The organism is Hafnia psychrotolerans (genome assembly GCF_014639435.1).
GTDB lineage: Bacteria > Pseudomonadota > Gammaproteobacteria > Enterobacterales > Enterobacteriaceae > Ewingella > Ewingella psychrotolerans.
In genome coordinates this window covers 180,157-197,197 of the sequence record NZ_BMFZ01000003.1, presented here as the reverse complement: position 1 = coordinate 197,197, position 17,041 = coordinate 180,157, and the positions used below count along the sequence as shown (strand labels likewise).

At 51.0% G+C, this 17,041-nt stretch carries 15 protein-coding genes, 2 pseudogenes and 1 other annotated feature; of the genes and pseudogenes, 6 read left to right on the top strand and 11 right to left on the bottom strand.

Annotation, left to right across the window (positions count from 1 at the left end):
- Positions 1–48: 48 nt before the first annotated feature.
- Both IEV89_RS06735 and IEV89_RS06730 read right to left on the bottom strand, forming a co-directional pair.
- On the bottom strand, positions 49–588 hold the full coding sequence (locus tag IEV89_RS06735; protein WP_188471774.1) for a septation protein A: 540 nt from the start codon (positions 586–588) through the stop codon (positions 49–51).
- Between the two features lie 101 nt (positions 589–689).
- Positions 690–1,442, bottom strand: coding sequence for a YciC family protein (locus IEV89_RS06730; protein ID WP_188471772.1), 753 nt, complete (start codon positions 1,440–1,442; stop codon positions 690–692).
- A gap of 341 nt (positions 1,443–1,783) precedes the next feature.
- On the opposite strand from IEV89_RS06730, the gene ompW reads away from it, so the two are divergent.
- A complete protein-coding gene (ompW, locus tag IEV89_RS06725) occupies positions 1,784–2,416 on the top strand; it encodes an outer membrane protein OmpW (protein WP_188471770.1) in 633 nt (210 codons plus the stop codon).
- 68 nt (positions 2,417–2,484) lie between these two features.
- Here ompW and IEV89_RS06720 read toward each other — a convergent pair whose 3' ends face one another.
- From IEV89_RS06720 to IEV89_RS06690, 6 genes and pseudogenes are all read right to left on the bottom strand, one after another.
- Positions 2,485–2,799 carry a BON domain-containing protein gene (locus IEV89_RS06720; RefSeq protein WP_188471767.1) on the bottom strand — a complete coding sequence of 105 codons (315 nt, stop codon included), beginning with the start codon at positions 2,797–2,799 and terminating at the stop codon, positions 2,485–2,487.
- A 225-nt stretch (positions 2,800–3,024) separates the two neighbouring features.
- Positions 3,025–3,831 carry a tryptophan synthase subunit alpha gene (trpA, locus tag IEV89_RS06715; protein ID WP_188471765.1) on the bottom strand — a complete coding sequence of 269 codons (807 nt, stop codon included), beginning with the start codon at positions 3,829–3,831 and terminating at the stop codon, positions 3,025–3,027.
- Positions 3,831–4,841, bottom strand: a pseudogene (locus IEV89_RS06710) (tryptophan synthase subunit beta). Before IEV89_RS06710 ends, trpA begins: the two are co-directional and overlap by 1 nt.
- 44 nt (positions 4,842–4,885) lie before the next feature.
- A complete protein-coding gene (gene trpCF, locus IEV89_RS06705; protein WP_188471763.1) occupies positions 4,886–6,250 on the bottom strand; it encodes a bifunctional indole-3-glycerol-phosphate synthase TrpC/phosphoribosylanthranilate isomerase TrpF in 1,365 nt (454 codons plus the stop codon).
- Between the two features lie 3 nt (positions 6,251–6,253).
- A pseudogene (trpD, locus tag IEV89_RS21665) lies at positions 6,254–7,864 on the bottom strand (bifunctional anthranilate synthase glutamate amidotransferase component TrpG/anthranilate phosphoribosyltransferase TrpD).
- A 1-nt stretch (position 7,865) separates the two neighbouring features.
- Positions 7,866–9,428 (bottom strand): anthranilate synthase component 1, encoded by a 1,563-nt coding sequence (locus IEV89_RS06690; protein ID WP_188471756.1) that lies wholly within the window; start codon positions 9,426–9,428, stop codon positions 7,866–7,868.
- Positions 9,429–9,471: 43 nt separating this feature from the next.
- Positions 9,472–9,573 (bottom strand) — a sequence feature (Trp leader region).
- Between the two features lie 280 nt (positions 9,574–9,853).
- Between IEV89_RS06690 and rnm the strand changes: the two genes are divergently transcribed.
- The 4 genes from rnm (at position 9,854) to IEV89_RS06670 (ending at position 13,760) form a co-directional block, all read left to right on the top strand.
- The gene (gene rnm, locus IEV89_RS06685; RefSeq protein WP_308420861.1) at positions 9,854–10,774 is read left to right on the top strand and encodes an RNase RNM; all 921 of its coding nucleotides are present in this window, start codon (positions 9,854–9,856) and stop codon (positions 10,772–10,774) included.
- A gap of 15 nt (positions 10,775–10,789) precedes the next feature.
- Positions 10,790–11,410: an L-threonylcarbamoyladenylate synthase gene (locus tag IEV89_RS06680; RefSeq protein WP_188471750.1), complete on the top strand. Its 621-nt coding sequence runs from the start codon at positions 10,790–10,792 to the stop codon at positions 11,408–11,410.
- Positions 11,411–12,188: 778 nt separating this feature from the next.
- On the top strand, positions 12,189–13,055 hold the full coding sequence (rluB, locus tag IEV89_RS06675; RefSeq protein ID WP_229746416.1) for a 23S rRNA pseudouridine(2605) synthase RluB: 867 nt from the start codon (positions 12,189–12,191) through the stop codon (positions 13,053–13,055).
- Between the two features lie 105 nt (positions 13,056–13,160).
- Positions 13,161–13,760 carry a histidine phosphatase family protein gene (locus tag IEV89_RS06670; protein WP_188471746.1) on the top strand — a complete coding sequence of 200 codons (600 nt, stop codon included), beginning with the start codon at positions 13,161–13,163 and terminating at the stop codon, positions 13,758–13,760.
- A 42-nt stretch (positions 13,761–13,802) separates the two neighbouring features.
- Here the strand turns inward: IEV89_RS06670 and cobO are convergent, their stop codons facing one another.
- Both cobO and IEV89_RS06660 read right to left on the bottom strand, forming a co-directional pair.
- Entirely contained in the window at positions 13,803–14,408 is a 606-nt protein-coding gene (cobO, locus tag IEV89_RS06665; protein WP_188471743.1) for a cob(I)yrinic acid a,c-diamide adenosyltransferase, read from the bottom strand.
- Positions 14,409–14,421: 13 nt separating this feature from the next.
- Positions 14,422–15,183, bottom strand: a complete 762-nt coding sequence (locus IEV89_RS06660) for a YciK family oxidoreductase (protein WP_188471740.1) — start codon at positions 15,181–15,183, stop codon at positions 14,422–14,424.
- Between the two features lie 382 nt (positions 15,184–15,565).
- On the opposite strand from IEV89_RS06660, the gene sohB reads away from it, so the two are divergent.
- On the top strand, positions 15,566–16,609 hold the full coding sequence (gene sohB, locus IEV89_RS06655) for a protease SohB (RefSeq protein WP_188471738.1): 1,044 nt from the start codon (positions 15,566–15,568) through the stop codon (positions 16,607–16,609).
- A 127-nt stretch (positions 16,610–16,736) separates the two neighbouring features.
- Here sohB and IEV89_RS06650 read toward each other — a convergent pair whose 3' ends face one another.
- A complete protein-coding gene (locus tag IEV89_RS06650; protein ID WP_188471736.1) occupies positions 16,737–16,988 on the bottom strand; it encodes a YciN family protein in 252 nt (83 codons plus the stop codon).
- Positions 16,989–17,041: the final 53 nt, after the last annotated feature.

Genomic DNA, 17,041 nt, shown 5'->3' with positions numbered 1-17,041 from the left:
CGTCAAAATTAAGGCCCTTCGAAGAGAAAGGCCTATATAGGAAAATGTTTATTTTTTTTCTTCATCCGGCATATGCCGATAAATATAGACGCCGCTCAGCAGAGTAAATACCAGCGTGAGTGCAGTCAGACCGAACACTTTGAAGTTAACCCAGAGTTCCTGCGGCAACCAGAACGCCACGTAAATATTGGCCAGTCCACATACCAGAAAGAATATGGCCCAACAGAAGTTTAGCCTATTCCAGACATGATCGGGCAGCGTCAGTTCTTTGCCCAACATCCGTTGGATCAATGGCTTCTTCATTACCCACTGACTCACCAGCAGGGCAACAGAGAAAAGCACGTAAATCACCGTCACTTTCCATTTAATGAATTCATCATTGTGGAATACCAACGTCAGTGTGCCGAAAATAGCAACCATCGCGAAAGTGATAAGCGTCATCTTTTCGACTTTACGGTATTTAATCCAGGTGAAAATCAGGGCCAGTGCGGTCGCGGCAATCAACGCGCCGGAGGCGACAAAAATGTCATACATCTTATAAAAAACAAAAAAGACGACTAAGGGAAGAAAATCGAGGAGCTGCTTCATACTTCATTCCATGTTTATTGTATGTTTTGACTATACCGGAATCATTTCACAGACAAAAGAAAAGGGCGCCAGTGCACCCTTTCAAAGACTGCTGATGACATTCAGGCGCGCAATTTGGAGTAGAGACGGAACAGGTAAATCAGCAGTAAGGCTGAAATCAGGTTGCTCAGCGTACTCAATACTACCGAAGCGGCCATGATAGGCAGAATGGTTAGATGGCTTACCGCCAGCAGGACCAGCATTTTGGCCGCCAGCCAGAACATAATCGCCGGAAATAACAGACGGGCATTGGAAAAGGCTAGCTTGCTGCTGATTTTAATTGACTTAAATACGCCCATTTTCTCAGTACTGCTGATGACCGGTGCCATGGAAACCGCTACTGCGATCAGCACGCCAGGAACGATAAACAGCGTCAGACCCAGTTGAACCAACAACGTACATATAAGCATCAGCCCTAATAGACGCGGCAGAATTGGCGCAGAAGCACCGATTGAACGCAGTGCGCTAGTCGTCATGCCGTTTGACACCATTTGAATCAGCGTCAACATCCCACCCACCAGTAATACATTGCCGACGAGTGCAGAGAAGGTTGCTGCACCTGAGACTTTAAGCAGCACCATTTGCTGCTCTGGTGACATGTTCTGAATAAGTTCCTGCAAACTCATGTCTGTCGTGCCTGACAGGTCATCACTGGTCGCGCTGAGCAGGCTCAGTTGATCGCCACCAGGGATTAAGAGTTGATTTAAAATGACGGTAATAAATGCGGTCAACAGAGCCAGCAGCAAAATACTGGTGAGTTGGTTACGCATAAAATTGAAACTGTCACGGTATAACGCACTGGCCGTGATAGGCATGAACGCTCCTTGGCAAAATAATCGAAAGACAATCAGTCGGGGATTGTACCCTGTAATGTTGCATGGTGGCACCCTACCAATGATATCTGATTGATTTCTTATCGCTCAGCCTGATAAACCGCGAGATCGTACCGGGTCAACCATTACAGAAATGAGCAGCGGGATCTTTATCTCTTATTTTGATGTAGATCAATTCCTTCTTTTTTATAGAGTTAGATCGGATTGATGAGGGTGGATTTTCCCGAGAATTATTTTAAAGATGTGATCCCGCATTGATCAAATCCTGACAAAAAGTAGGTATTATTCGCGGGAAAAATTAATCCACATAAAGGAAAGGGATAATGAAAGCAGCATATTGGGCATTAATCGCGGCAGCGGCATTTCCGGCAGTCGCAAGCGCACATGAGGCAGGAGACGTTATTTTTCGTGTAGGGACGGCCACCGTGCGGCCAAACGCAGGCTCAGACAACGTATTGGGCTTGGGTTCGTTTAATATCGACAACAACACTCAGATGGGCATGACTCTCGGCTACATGTTCACCGATAACATCGGAGTGGAGCTGCTGGCGGCCACGCCGTTCCAACATAAAGTCGGTCTGCAAAGTACCGGGACGATCGCGGAAGTGAAACAGTTACCGCCGTCATTAATGGCGCAGTACTACTTTGGTGACAAGCAGGATAAGTTGCGTCCGTACCTTGGCCTGGGTATCAACTATACCACCTTCTACGATACCAAATTCAACCAGACGGGCCGCGACGCCGGACTGTCAGATCTGAGCGTTAAGAGTTCCTGGGGCGTGGCGACACAAGCAGGTCTTGATTACAACCTCGCTGACAACTGGCTGATCAACATGTCTGTGTGGTGGATAGATATTGATACTGAAGTCAAATTCAAAGCCGGTGGTGAGCAGCAAAACATCAACACCCGGATCGACCCGTGGGTCTTTATGTTTGGCGTCGGCTATCGTTTCTAACCTCAGCAAAAGCCTATAAAAAAGAGGCGCTTTTGCGCCTCTTCATTTTTTGTTATATCAATCGAGGATTATTTCACGCGAGTATCATTCTCGATGGATTTCACACCCGCCACGCCGCGAGTGACTTCAACCGCACGGTTTGCTTCAGCCTGTGAGCTAACAAAACCGCTCAACTGTACGCGGCCCTTGAAGGTTTCTACGCTGATTTCACGAGACTTGATGGTTTTATCCGCCAGCAAAGCAGATTTCACTTTGGTGGTGACTACCGTGTCATCCAAATAACCGCCAGTACCTTCTGATTTCTTAGTTGGCGCGCAAGCCGCTACAGCCATGACGACAACAGCTGCCATGCAAAATGCCGACAATGTCTTGAATAGCTTCATAAATAACTCTCCATGCCAAGTTTGAAACTCATCATCTAATGATTAGTAATGCATATTTCCCGCGCGGCAACCATGAAAATGAAATGGCTGCTGGGGAGTTATCAGTGTGGTGTAAGGATCGAGGATATACAAATCAAAAACAGTAAAATAAAAACTTAACTCATCCAATTAAACAACGCCTTATCCGCATCATCAAATAAGGCGTTGGAAAGATTTTCAGCGGAGTCAGGCGCGTGTTGCTGCTTTCATCTCACTGACGAAATGCGAAAGTTGTGCCAGCATTTCTGAGGGTTGATGCAGATTGTTTTCGATGATCCGCACGGTAGCCGATCCAGAGATAGCCCCAGTTGCACCAGCGGCCAGCGTCTCTTTCACCTGAGCAGGATCAGAAATGCCAAAACCCTGCAGTGGTGGTGCGGCATGATATTCACGTAACTTATTGACCAGGTGAGTCAGCGGTGTTGATGCGCGCATCTCCGTGCCCGTTACCCCAGCACGTGACAATAAGTAGGTATATCCGCGGCCATGCGAGGAAATTTCGCGCAATAAATCATCATTGGCGTTAGGTGGACAAATGAAGATCGGCGCAATGCCGTGACGAACAGCCGCAGCGCGGAAGGGGGCGGACTCTTCAAAAGGTGCGTCGGCCACCAGTACAGAATCCACGCCCACTTCGGCACAGCGCTGATAGAAGGCATCAATGCCGTTATGGAAGACCAAATTGGCATACATCAGCAGACCAATCGGGATGTCCGGGTGCTTTTCTCGGATTCGTGCCAGCATGCCAAAGCACTGCGTTGGCGTGACGCCGGCAGCAAATGCACGCAGGTTGGCGTTCTGAATCGTCGGGCCATCTGCCAGCGGGTCCGAGAAGGGTATGCCCAGCTCCAGCGCATCGGCACCCGCTTCAATCATCGTGTCAATAATCGACAATGAGAGCTCAATCCCAGGATCTCCCAGCGTGACGAAAGGAACAAATGCACCTTCTTTTTTGCTTTCCAGACGTTTGAATAATTGCTGATAACGATCCATCAAATTTCTCCCCGGGCAGTCAGAATATCATTAACGGTGAAAATATCTTTATCGCCGCGACCGGAAAGATTCACCACAATAATCTGTTCTTTCTGCGGCGTCTCTTTAATCATTTTCAGGGCATAAGCCAGTGCGTGTGAAGATTCAAGAGCGGGGATAATCCCCTCATGGCGGGACAACTCTTTGAATGCGTCCAGCGCTTCGTCATCGGTGATTGAAACATATTCTGCACGACCAATACTGTTAAGGTAGGCGTGCTGCGGGCCGACAGAAGGAAAATCGAGCCCGGCAGAAATAGAGTATGACTCTTCAATCTGGCCTTCTGACAATCCCAACATGACCGTGTTTCAACGGAGCGCCGTGTTGGCCGGTTTCAATCCCCAGACCCGCAGGCTCGACGCCAATCAGTTTCACGCTGGTATCGTCGATGAAATCTGCAAACATACCTATGGCGTTGGAGCCGCCGCCGACGCAAGCGATGAGCGCATCAGGCAGGCAACCTTCGCGCTCCTGCATTTGCACTTTAGTCTCCTCACCAATCATGCGCTGGAATTCGCGCACAATCGTTGGATATGGGTGCGGACCGGCAGCGGTGCCGAGCATATAGTGTGCTTTTTCATAGCTAGCTGACCAGTCGCGCAGCGCTTCGTTGCAGGCATCTTTGAGCGTAGAAGAGCCGCTGTGAACCGGAATGACTTCGGCACCCATCAAACGCATGCGGAATACGTTCGGTGACTGGCGCTCAATAACCAAGCAGCGCACACGCGAGAGCAGAAGCCACCCCGTTTAAGATACAGTTTGGTCTTAGTACCCGCCGTCAGATTTCTACACAGCGTCAGTGCAGTAGGACGACCCGCATAGTTTTTCAGCAGGTCGATGAACTCGGCCTGAAACTCGGGATCGCGCTGCGCACTGACAAAGGCTTCCTCCAGCTGTGCCAGTGCAGGCATCAGAATTTGTGGCACATACTGGCCGCCAAATTCGCCGAAGTAGGGATTAAGTAAAGTCATGTCATTCCATCCTGTCTGTCAATTTACGGCACTGCCAGCTTAAATCAGTAAGCCCGCAGCGTCTGGAATACGGCGGTGATCTTATCGGCATCTTTAATGCCTGGCTCGCGTTCAACGCCGGAGTTGAAATCCAGCCCCGCGCAACCTAACTGAGCAGCATCAACGATGTTATCGGCACGAAGGCCACCGGCGAGTAAAACGTTGCTCAAATCTTGTCCTGCCAGTTTGCTCCAGTCGAAACTCTGACCGGTGCCGCCTTTGCCATTGTCGAGCACATAGCGGTCAACCTGATTCAGGTCAAGGGCTGGCATTGACTCCTTCACGCTCAGCGCTTTCCAGATCTGACAGCGTTTCGGCAATGCTGCACGGAGTACATCGATATAGGCTTGATCTTCATCGCCATGCAGTTGTATTACGTGCAGTTTTAGTGCTTCGGCGATTTTAACGACGTTATCTACCGGCTCGTCACGGAATACGCCAACATATTTCAACGGCGCGCCCGACTGCACGATGCGAGCTTGTTCAAGCGTGACATAGCGTGGTGAAGTCGGGACAAAAATCAGCCCACCATAAACGGCTCCCTCGCTATAGGCTACGGCGGCATCCTGCTGGCGGGTCAGGCCACAGACTTTGTTGTCACCAAGCATCACGCGGCGAACGGCAGCGGTCAGATCGGTTTCTGACATCAACGCGCTGCCAATCAGGAAGCCATTGGCGAAACGACCCAGTTCGCGGATCTGTGCATAACTATTGATGCCCGACTCACTGATCACTGTCACGCCGTGCGTTACGCGTGGTGCCAACTGGCGGGTACGGTCTAAGTCGATAGACAAATCACGTAGATCGCGGTTATTGATGCCGACGACTTTGGCTTTCAACTGCACCGCGCGTTCCAGTTCTTCTTCGTTACTGGCTTCGGTCAGGATGCCCATACTCAGGCTGTGCGCCACGGCGGCCAGCTGAACGTATTGTTCATCATCAAGGACGGATAGCATCAACAAAATCGCATCGGCCTGATAAAAACGCGCCAGATGAATCTGATAAGGGTCAATAATGAAATCTTTGCACAGCACCGGCTGGGTGACAGTTTTACTCACCAGCGGCAGAAAGTCGAAACTGCCCTGGAAGTATTTCTCGTCGGTTAAAACAGAAATGGCCGAAGCGTAATCTTTATAGACGCTGGCGATTTCCACCGGATTGAAGTTATCGCGGATAATACCTTTAGAGGGAGACGCTTTTTTGCATTCAAGAATGAAGACAGTTTTTGTCCCTCGTAGGGCGTCGTAGAAATTGCGCTGGCTTGGTTCGATGTCGTTTTGAAAACTGGCCAGGGGTTGTTGTTCTTTACGTGCCGCGATCCAAACTGCTTTATCGCGTACAATTTTGTGGAGCACGGTTTCCTGCTGCATCACTTATCCTCTTGCTGCCAATGCGGTTACACGCTGGTAAGCAGCACCGCTGCGTATGACTTCCAAAGCTTGTTGGGCGTTGTGTTTTAAGTTTTCCTGACCGAAAAGACGCAGTAACATCGCCACATTGGCGGCAACTGCGGCTTCGTGGGCAGGATCACCTTTACCTTGTAATAAGCGTGCCAGAATGTCACGATTTTCTTCCGGTTCGCCACCGAGTAGCGCCTCGATCGGATAGTTGTCCAGTCCGAAGTCCTGCGGTGTCAGCTCATAGGTTGAAATTTCGCCATTTTTCAGCTCAGCCACCTGCGTCGGCGCGTGGATCGCCACTTCATCCATGCCGCCACCGTGAACGACGGCGGCACGTTCATAACCCAGTGTCCGCAGTGTTTCAACAATAGGTTTTACCAGCTCCGGGCTGTAAACCCCAATCAGTGCCAGCGGCGGACGAGCGGGGTTAATCAACGGCCCAAGTACGTTGAACAGCGTGCGAGTTTTCAGTGCCTTGCGTACCGGCATTGCGTGGCGAAAACCGGTGTGATATTGCGGGGCAAACAGGAAACAGACGCCCAAATCATCCAGCGCGGCTCGGGACGCTTGTGCGGGCATATCCAGGCGTATACCGAACGCGGCCAGCAAATCGGAGGAACCTGAACGGCTCGACACGCTGCGGTTACCGTGCTTGGCGACGCGTACGCCGCAAGCTGCGGCGACAAAGGCGCTGGCGGTCGAAATATTGATGCTGTTAGTGCCGTCACCACCGGTGCCGACGATATCAGCAAACGGATAATCGGGGCGTGGAAAGGGTTCGGCGTGAGTCAGCAACGCCTGAGCTGCGCCAGCAATTTCCGCCGGTTGCTCACCGCGCACTTTCATGCTTATCAATGCTGCCGCCAACTGGGTCGGTTCAAGTTCGCCATTCACAATGGCGGTAAATAACTGCTGGCTCTCCTCCTGGGTCATCACCTGAGCGCGATACAGGTTTTCAAGGATGCCGGTAATATCTTGAGTTTGCATAGTCAGCTCCTCGTCTTATGCCAAAGCCCAGGTCAGCGTCTGATCTAACAGACGTGCGCCCTGAGAGGTTAAAATGGATTCTGGATGGAACTGAAAACCGCAAACGCGATCTTTATCGTGACGCACAGCCATCACCATGTCGCCGTAGCGGGCGTTGACCGTCAAGCCGTCGGCTGGGATCTTGCTACCAACCAGCGAGTGATAACGCGCCACGGGCAGCGGATTACTCATTCCTGCGAACATGCCTTCACCGTCATGGGTAATAGAAGAAGCCTTACCGTGCAGGATTTCACCCGCCTGGCCAACATAACCGCCGTAGGCTTCAACAATCGCCTGATGACCCAAACAGATGCCAATGATAGGCAGTTGGCCAAGCAGACGTCTCAGTAGCTCCGGCATACAACCCGCTTCTGAAGGCGTGCCCGGGCCAGGGGAAAGCATCAGCACGGGTTTTTCCAGCCGGCTGAGTTTTTCGAGGATCACGTCAGCCGGGATCTGGTTGCGGTAAATTACTACGTTATGACCGCTGGCGCGGAGTTGGTCTACCAGGTTGTAGGTGAAGGAATCTACGTTGTCGATCAATAAAATGTCGGCCATCTTAAAATACCTCTTTGGCATTGTGTGCAGTGGCGATGGCACGCAGCACGGCACGGGCTTTATTGCGAGTTTCGTCAGCTTCAGCCTGCGGTACGGAATCCAGCACAACCCCCCCCCCAGCCTGTACGGTAGCAATACCGTCTTCGACATAGGCGGAACGAATGACAATGCAGGTATCTAAATCACCTTGCGCCGTAAAGTAGCCCACAGCACCGCCATAACTGCCCCGACGGCTTTTTTCAGAACCGGCAATCAACTGCATGGCGCGAACTTTTGGCGCACCGGTCAGCGTGCCCATGTTCATGACGGCCTGATAGGCATGGAGCACGTCGAGGTCGGCACGTAGCGTACCCACCACACGGGAAACCAGATGCATCACGAATGAATAACGGTCAACTTTGGTCAGGTCAGCCACATAGCGGCTGCCCGGCTCACAAATACGGGCCAAATCGTTGCGCGCCAAGTCAACCAGCATAAGGTGTTCTGCCAACTCTTTATGATCGGTGCGCATTTCCAGTTCGATACGGCTGTCGAGATCGCGATCTAGTGAACCGTCAGCGCGACGGCCACGCGGGCGAGTACCGGCAATAGGATAAATTTCAATCTGTCGGTTGGTGGCATCATATTTCAGTGCGCTTTCCGGCGAAGCTCCAAACAGTGTGAAATCGTTGTCCTGCATGAAGAACATATACGGACTTGGATTGTTATTTTTCAGTGTTTCATAGGCTGCCAGCGGAGCAGGGCAAGGCAGTGAGAACCGCCGCGAAGGAACCACCTGGAAGATTTCACCGGCGCGGATGCCTTCTTTCATTTTTTCAACCACGGCACCGAACTCTTCGTCACTCTGGCTGACGCTGAGTTTCATGTCCGTTACGTCTTGATGTGGAATCGTATGTGGCGGCAATTGCAGTTGATGTTGCAGTTGTTCGAGGCGCGAATGCAGGCGCTGTTTCTCATCGTTGTCTGGGGTGAACAGGCTGGCTTGCAAACGGCTGCTACGATTCTGGTGATCAAGAACCAGAAGGGTTTCCGCAAGATAGAAGCAGAAATCTGGGCAGCGCTGATCGGCACGCAACTGCGGCAAATCTTCAAATCCGGCAACTAAATCGTAGGCGAACAGACCGCCCAGCAGTATAGCTTCACGTTCTTCTTCTGGCGTTTCAACCAAATCCAGAATGCTGCGCAGTGCATCAAATACCGAACGCGAACGCAGACGAGCATCCTCTTCCTGCATCTGGTCAATTGCTGGGAAGGTCAGTTCACGGCCGTTAGGACGAACATCATTGAGCACATCACCAGGCAGTGCAGCGTCCATTAGCGGAAGCAGCGATGCACCATTGGCGGTAAGCGCCTGAACCGAGACTTTATTATTCAGCGCCGTGATGCGCAGTGCGCTATCAATGACCAGCAGGCTTTTCAAATTCTGTTTACTGGTGATTTCAGCAGATTCCAGCAATAGGGTGGCCGGGCGTGCACCACAAAGCTGGTGGAAGATGGCGGTGGGATCACCACGGTAATTTCCCTGAGCTGTCAGCAGTTCCAAACGAGGTCGTTGAATCGTCATGTTGGCTCCTAAAATTTGTTCATTGTAATGATGGAATATGGCCACAAAAAAGCCCGCAATCGGCGGGCTTCGGGTATCTGCATGGACTGTTAACAGCTATGCGTGATCACACCGCCCGCGAAGGGAAGTGGCGCCACCAGCTGAGTACAGAAATCATTGAAATTGTCATCATCAGATACCCTTTATTTCTCTTAAACAAAACATTCAACGTGAAAATCGACGCTCTTCTGCGAACTTGCGTACTAGTAAACTAGTTCGCGAGGCGTTAGTCAACCCTCTTTTGGAACTTTGTTGTTGAGAATAAACAATTAAACTTGCGCGGTATCTTGTTATGCCAGTGACATGTGCTCGTCGTCAAGTCAGATAGGGGTAACCGGCATACGGCTAACAGGTTATGATAAAAGCCGTTTTCAGCAACGAGTTTAATGACTACTCTTTTTATGACTTCAATCACCACCGATATTCCAGAACTCAGTTCAGCCTTCACTCTCTATGATCTGCACAGCCATACTACTGCCTCTGACGGCTATTTATCGCCTGAAGCGCTGGTCGACCGTGCAGTAGAAATGCGAGTGGGGGTGCTGGCCATTACTGATCATGACACGACTGAAGGACTGGCTCGTGCGGCGCAGGCCATTGCCGAAAAGAATCACCCTTTGCAATTGGTAAGCGGCGTTGAAATCTCCACATTGTGGGAAAATCATGAAATCCATATTGTCGGGTTAAGGATCGATCCTGCCCATCCGGCGATCAAGACCTTGCTGGCCTCGCAGGCCGCTTTACGCATAGAGCGCGCGCAAGAAATAGGTCGCAGACTTGAAAAGGCCAAGGTGCAAGGCGCTTTGGAAGGGGCTATGCGATTGGCGCAAGGTGGTGCGGTTACTCGCGCGCACTTTGCGCGTTATCTGGTGGAAATCGGCAAGTGTGGCAACATCACGCAGGTCTTTAATAAATACCTCGCTAAAGGCAAGACCGGCTATGTTCCACCACACTGGTGTACAATTGAACAAGCGATTGAAGCCATTCATTACTCAGGCGGGCAGGCCGTTGTCGCTCATCCGGGACGCTATGGTCTGTCAACCAAATGGCTAAAACGTCTGTTGGCTTATTTTGCCGAACAGGGAGGCGATGCAATGGAAGTCGCCCAGTGTCAGCAAGCACCGAATGAACGCAGCCAGCTCGCCGCTTTCGCAAGAGACTATAATTTACTGGCATCGCAGGGATCTGACTTTCATCAACCCTGCTCTTGGATAGAACTGGGGCGAAAACTGTGGCTTCCCGCGGGTGTCGAACCCGTGTGGAAAGAGTGGGCGGAACCCACATGTATTGCCCCTATTACAGAATGAGTTAAGAAGGGAATTATGAGTCAATTTTTCTATATTCACCCCGAGAACCCGCAGCCGCGTCTGATCAATCAGGCCGTGGATATTTTGCGTAAAGGTGCCGTCATTGTGTACCCGACAGATTCCGGTTATGCGTTGGGCTGCCGTCTGGAAGATAAAAGCGCCATGGAGCGTATTTGTCGTATTCGTCAACTGGATGGCAATCATAACTTCACGTTGGTATGCCGCGATCTGTCTGAGCTTTCTACTTATGCTTACGTGGATAACACGGCGTTTCGTCTGATCAAAAACAATACGCCAGGCAATTACACGTTCATTTTGAAAGCGACTAAAGAAGTACCGCGCCGTCTGATGAGTGAAAAACGCAAAACCATTGGTTTGCGGGTGCCATCCAACCCGATTGCGCTGGCGCTGCTGGACGTGCTCGGTGAACCGTTGATGTCCACCACGTTGATGCTGCCAGGTAATGATTTTGCCGAATCTGATCCTGATGATATTAGAGATAATATGGGCAAACTTGTGGATCTGATCATTCACGGCGGTACGATTGGCCAGCAGCCGACCACAGTCGTGGATTTGACCGAGTCTACGCCTGAAGTGGTACGTGAAGGCGCCGGTGATCCCACGCCATTCTTATAGTAATCTGTTTATTATTCAGTCCGCAGATACATACAAAAACAGTATAATTGTGTATAATGGCGGGCTGGCTTTTCATAAGCCTTTGTTTTAATGAGCAATGCTGTTATTGCGACGCGAAGTACCGCCTGTATCACACAGGAATTCCGCAACAGTCACTGACTTATTTACTGATACTAATTCTGGCGGGCAGGCGATGGTTCCCATCGAGCTGCCGGCTCTCCCCGACGCCTGTGAAGGCGACAAATGAGGTTGCTCAATGAGCGAGAAGTATAATTCCCAGAAGCATATAAGCGACAAGTCCAAACCGGGCCGTTCGGCCACTGATAAACCCAAAAGCGGAAGAAACTCTGGCGCAGCCAAAGGCCGTCCTGAGCCAACGCGTGCCGAAAAACGCGGTGAAAAACCTCAGGCTGACAAGGCGCGTACCGATAAGTCACGAACTGATAAACCACGTAACGACAAATCGCGTACTGATAAAGCCCGTCCTGATAAAGCCCGTTCTGACACTGCACGCGGTGATTCCCGGATCGAAAAATCCCGTATAGAAAAACCGCGTAGTGGCAAACCTCGCCCAGAAGGTGCTCGTCCAGAACGTACCGATAGAGCCCGTCCTGACAGCGCGCGCAGCGACAAACCGCGTGGGGATAAATCCCGCAGCGCTAAACCAAAAGCTGTCTCTGCGGTGCTGAACAATGAGGCCGATGCGCCGGAAGACGACGAGCCAAAATACGAAAAACCTAAGAATGCCCTCGACAGCACCGAAGGTCAGAGCGAAAAACTGCAAAAAATTCTGGCCCGCGCCGGTCATGGTTCTCGCCGTGAAGTGGAAGCTATGTTGCAGGCTGGCCGTATCAGTGTTGACGGTAAAATTGCTTCGTTGGGTGATCGCGTAGAAATGGTGGCCGGGACGAAAATTCGTCTTGATGGTCACGTCTTGTCGATTATCGAATCGCAAGACACGGTGTGCCGTGTGCTAGCGTACTACAAGCCTGAAGGCGAATTATGTACTCGCAGCGATCCGGAAGGCCGTCCTACCGTATTTGATCGTCTACCCAAAATGCGTGGTTCACGTTGGGTTGCCGTGGGCCGCCTTGACGTCAATACTTCCGGCCTGCTGCTGTTCACCACTGATGGTGAGTTGGCAAACCGCCTAATGCACCCAAGTCGTGAAGTTGAACGCGAATATGCCGTTCGCGTGTTTGGCCAGATTGACGACGAAAAAATCAAACAGTTAAGCCGTGGTGTGCAGCTGGAAGATGGGCCCGCTGCATTCCGTAGCATCAAATATCAGGGCGGTGAAGGCCTGAACCAGTGGTACAACGTCACGCTGACCGAAGGTCGTAACCGTGAAGTTCGTCGGTTGTGGGAAGCGGTAGGTGTGCAGGTGAGCCGCCTGATCCGCGTTCGCTACGGTGATTTGACCTTGCCTAAGGGCTTACCTCGTGGTGGCTATAAAGAGCTGGAGCTGTCGGAAACTAACTACTTGCGTACGCTGGTGGAGATGCCTGAAGAAACTGTCAGCAAAATGCCAGTTGAACGTGATCGTCGCCGCGTGAAGGCCAATCAAATCCGCCGCGCGGTGAAGCGTCATACTCAGGTTGCACCGGCTCGACGAAGCGGTACACCGTCTAAGCGCAACGGATAAGCTGACAATCGTCGCGCTATCCTAATAAACCGTAGTCCGTGACTGCGGTTTTTTTTGTCTCGATTTTTATAGTACTGCCAGGAATGGGATGCGGATGGAAACGATATGAGGTTATATCTGGTTCGACATGGTCAGACAGACGCCAACGTAAATGGCGTATTCTGCGGAAGCAGTGACGTGGCACTGACGGCGATGGGTGTTACTCAGGCTAAGCACGTCGCGCAACAGTTAGCATCCATAACACTGGATACTATTGTTCATACCGATCTGGCCCGCAGTCGTGCTACTGCAGAAGCGATCGCATTTGGAAGAAGCAGTGAGCTGCACGTTCAGCCTTTATTGCAAGAAATGTGTTTTGGCGAGTGGGAACTGCGCCACCACCGCGACCTACTGGCATCGGGAGCGGCAGGCTACGATTTATGGTGTCGCGACTGGCAAGTTGCCGAAGTGCCACTGGGTGAATCTTTTGCAGCTTTCACCCAGCGTATTCGGCTGGCGATGCGTCAGCTCTATCTTATGCCAACAGAAAGTTGTTTGGCGATCGTCGCTCATCAGGGTTCATTAAGCCTGATGTTGGCGATGATGCTGAAACTGGCACCGGCCGATATGTGGCGCTTCCCGTTCAAACAGGGGTGCGTCAGTGAGATCGAACTCACCAACGGCTCCTGTGTTATTCAGCGTCTTAACGACAGTGGCACTCTCTGAGTAAGCCAATCTGAAAGGAAAAGTGGAATAAGACGGCTAGTATTACCAGTCTATTCCCTGTTGAGCCATAATTCCGGCGTCGAAAGCATGTTTCACCGGGCGCAGTTCGCTCACGGTGTCGGCCAGTTCGAGCAGGTCGCGGTGGCAACCACGGCCCGTGATAATGACTGTCTGAAGAGCGGGGCGAGCCTTGAGAGCATCAACCACTTCCTGTAAATCCAGATAGCCAAAACTGACCATATACGTTAGTTCATCAAGTACAACCAGATCCAGTGAGGCATCAGCAAGCATGCGTTTACCATGCTGCCATACGGCCTGACAGGCGGTGGTATCGGTCTCTTTGTTTTGCGTATCCCAGGTAAAGCCGGTAGCCATCACCTGAAATTCCACGCCATGCGGTTCCAGCAAATTTTTCTCGCCGTTGGGCCACTCACCCTTGATGAATTGGATAACGCCAGCGCGCTGTCCGTGGCCAATGGCGCGTGTCACTGTACCAAACGCCGCCGTGGTTTTGCCTTTGCCGTTGCCCGTAAAAACGATCAGGATACCGCGTCGTTCCTGTGCGGCTTCGATACGTGCATCGACCTGTTCCTTGAGCCGCTGTTGGCGCTGTTTATGTCGGTCATTACTGCTGTGTTCCTCACTCATCAGACCTACCTCATTATTCCGCTGGGCCCGCTTTGCGGCCAGGTTGTGCATCAAAACTGATGCCATTTTTACGGCGGCTATCATCACCCATTAAATAGAGGTACAGCGGCATAATATCTGCTGGGGTTTTCAGCTTTTTGCTGTCTTCATCTGGAAAGGCCGATGCCCGCATACTCGTGCGTGTTCCCCCTGGATTGATGCAGTTAACGCGTAAGTTTGACTGTTTATACTCTTCGGCTAGCACCTGCATCATGCCTTCAGTAGCAAATTTCGACACCGCGTAGGCTCCCCAGCCGCTGCGGCCTTCGCGGCCAACGCTTGACGTGGTAAATACCAGTGATGAGCTGGAAGATTTCAACTGCAGCGGCAACAGGGCCTGCGTGAGCATGAAGGTCGCGTTGACGTTCACTTGCATGACATTGTTCCAGTCTTCGAGTTTAATGTCCGCCATCGGCGTGATTTCACTCAGCAGACCGGCGTTATGGAGTACACCATCAAGATGAGGGACCCATTGTGTGATTTGTTCGGCTACGCGCTGGCAATCCTGCTGGCTGGCAGTCAACAAATCCAGCGTGTAAATCTGTGCCGGGCGATACCCACGCTGCGCGATATCGTGCTGGACTTTTGCCAGTTTGCTTTCAGTGCGCCCCAGTAAAATAAGCTGCGCACCGAAGCGTGCGTAAGTCAGAGCGGCTTCTCGACCGATGCCATCACCCGCGCCGGTGACCAGAATAATGCGTTGGTTGAGAAGGTCTGATTTTGGATGATATTGCACAGGATATCCTCTTGCCTGCTTCGGGATGTGGCGCACATTGGCATCTCACATCGTGTCAAAGCGCTTTGGGCGGGAGCAAGATGAATGAAGAAAGCTGGCTCTACCGCAGGTGGGCACGTTGACTAAAAAGGGTTCATCACGCGGATAAATACTCGGTTTATATGCCTGAAATGCACATCTTTTTCAACGATTAACCTCTATGCAGGTAAGTTCTTTTGTAACAAAAATGGGGCAGGACTGCACCCCTTTTACCAGCCTTCAGGACAAAAAGGGAATAATGCTTTCAATCCTGTTGCCGCGAAACACATTCGAACAAGACGTCCCGACGGTGATTGTCTAGAATAAGCGGCATCTTATTACCACAGTGTAGAAGGCGGTATGTGTGGATTTATTATCTCTTTATGGTCTGTTTCTGGCCAAAGTTATCACCGTAGTTATCGCCATCGGGGCGTTAGTGATTTTAGTGGTCGGTCTGAGGCAACGTAAGTCGCAAGGTAAAGGTGAACTTCATCTTTTGGATTTGGGGGAACAGTATCGCGAAATGCAGCGCGAAATGCGCACCGCGCGGCTTAACCCAAGCGAACAGAAACTCAGTAATAAAGCATTCAGAAAGCAAGAGAAGGTTGAAGCAAAACAGAAAAAATCGCGGGCTAAAACTGGCGTATCCAAAAACAAGCCTTGCCTATATGTTTTGGACTTCAAAGGCAGCATGGATGCCCACGAAGTGACCTCGCTGCGTGAGGAGATATCTGCGGTGTTGGCCGTTGCAACGCCGGAGGATGAAGTTCTGCTGCGCCTGGAAAGCCCCGGCGGTGTGGTTCACGGTTACGGGCTGGCGTCTTCGCAGTTGGCACGCCTGCGACAAGGTGGGATTCGCCTGACCGTTGCCGTGGACAAAGTTGCTGCCAGCGGCGGCTACATGATGGCATGCGTTGCCGACAGGATTGTGGCGGCACCGTTCGCCATTATTGGATCCATCGGTGTTGTGGCACAGATCCCCAACTTCAGCCGTTTACTGAAAAAGAACGATATTGATGTTGAATTACATACTGCGGGTGAGTTTAAACGCACTTTAACGTTGTTTGGTGAAAACACGGAAGAAGGGCGCGAAAAATTCCGTGAAGACCTCAATGAAACGCATGTGTTGTTCAAAGAGTTCGTACATCAGCACCGCCCTTCACTGGACATTGACAGTGTCGCCACCGGTGAACACTGGTTTGGTACGCAAGCGCGTGAGAAGGGGCTGATTGATGCTATTGGTACCAGCGATGATTTACTGATTGCTGAGATGAAAAATCATGAGGTGATTGCGGTGCGTTATAGCCGTCGTAAACGCATGATGGACAGGTTTACCGGCAGTGCAGCAGAAAGCATTGATCGTTTGTTCCTGCGCTGGTTGCAACGCAGCCAGAAGCCGTTGCTCTGAGGCGGCTCTATAAATGAATAAAAGGGACACTTGTCCCTTTTATTGCTCGTCAATCGGGCGATAACGTCTTTCTTATTACACCGTAAATACGACGCCGAAAAATACCACTATATTGGGTATGAAAAGGTTAATCTTCCAGATGGTATTTTTCTGAAAAAAGATGCGCCAGATGTTTGAACATATTAAACACGGCCGTGGTTTTCAACGTAGGTAATCCTTGGTCATCAAGAAAAAATTCCCCGCGAAAAACCAGCACATTTCCTTTCTGTTCAACGTCGCTCGCGACCATCCCGTGAAGATAATCGCCATGCTCACGAATGACTTTATTCGCTTCAACCAGTAAAGCTTCCCGGTTAATTGCCGATGTATTTCCATGCATGTTATTTACTCCCCACTATAATTGCTGCGGTATTGTAATCCTGTCGTGGATAA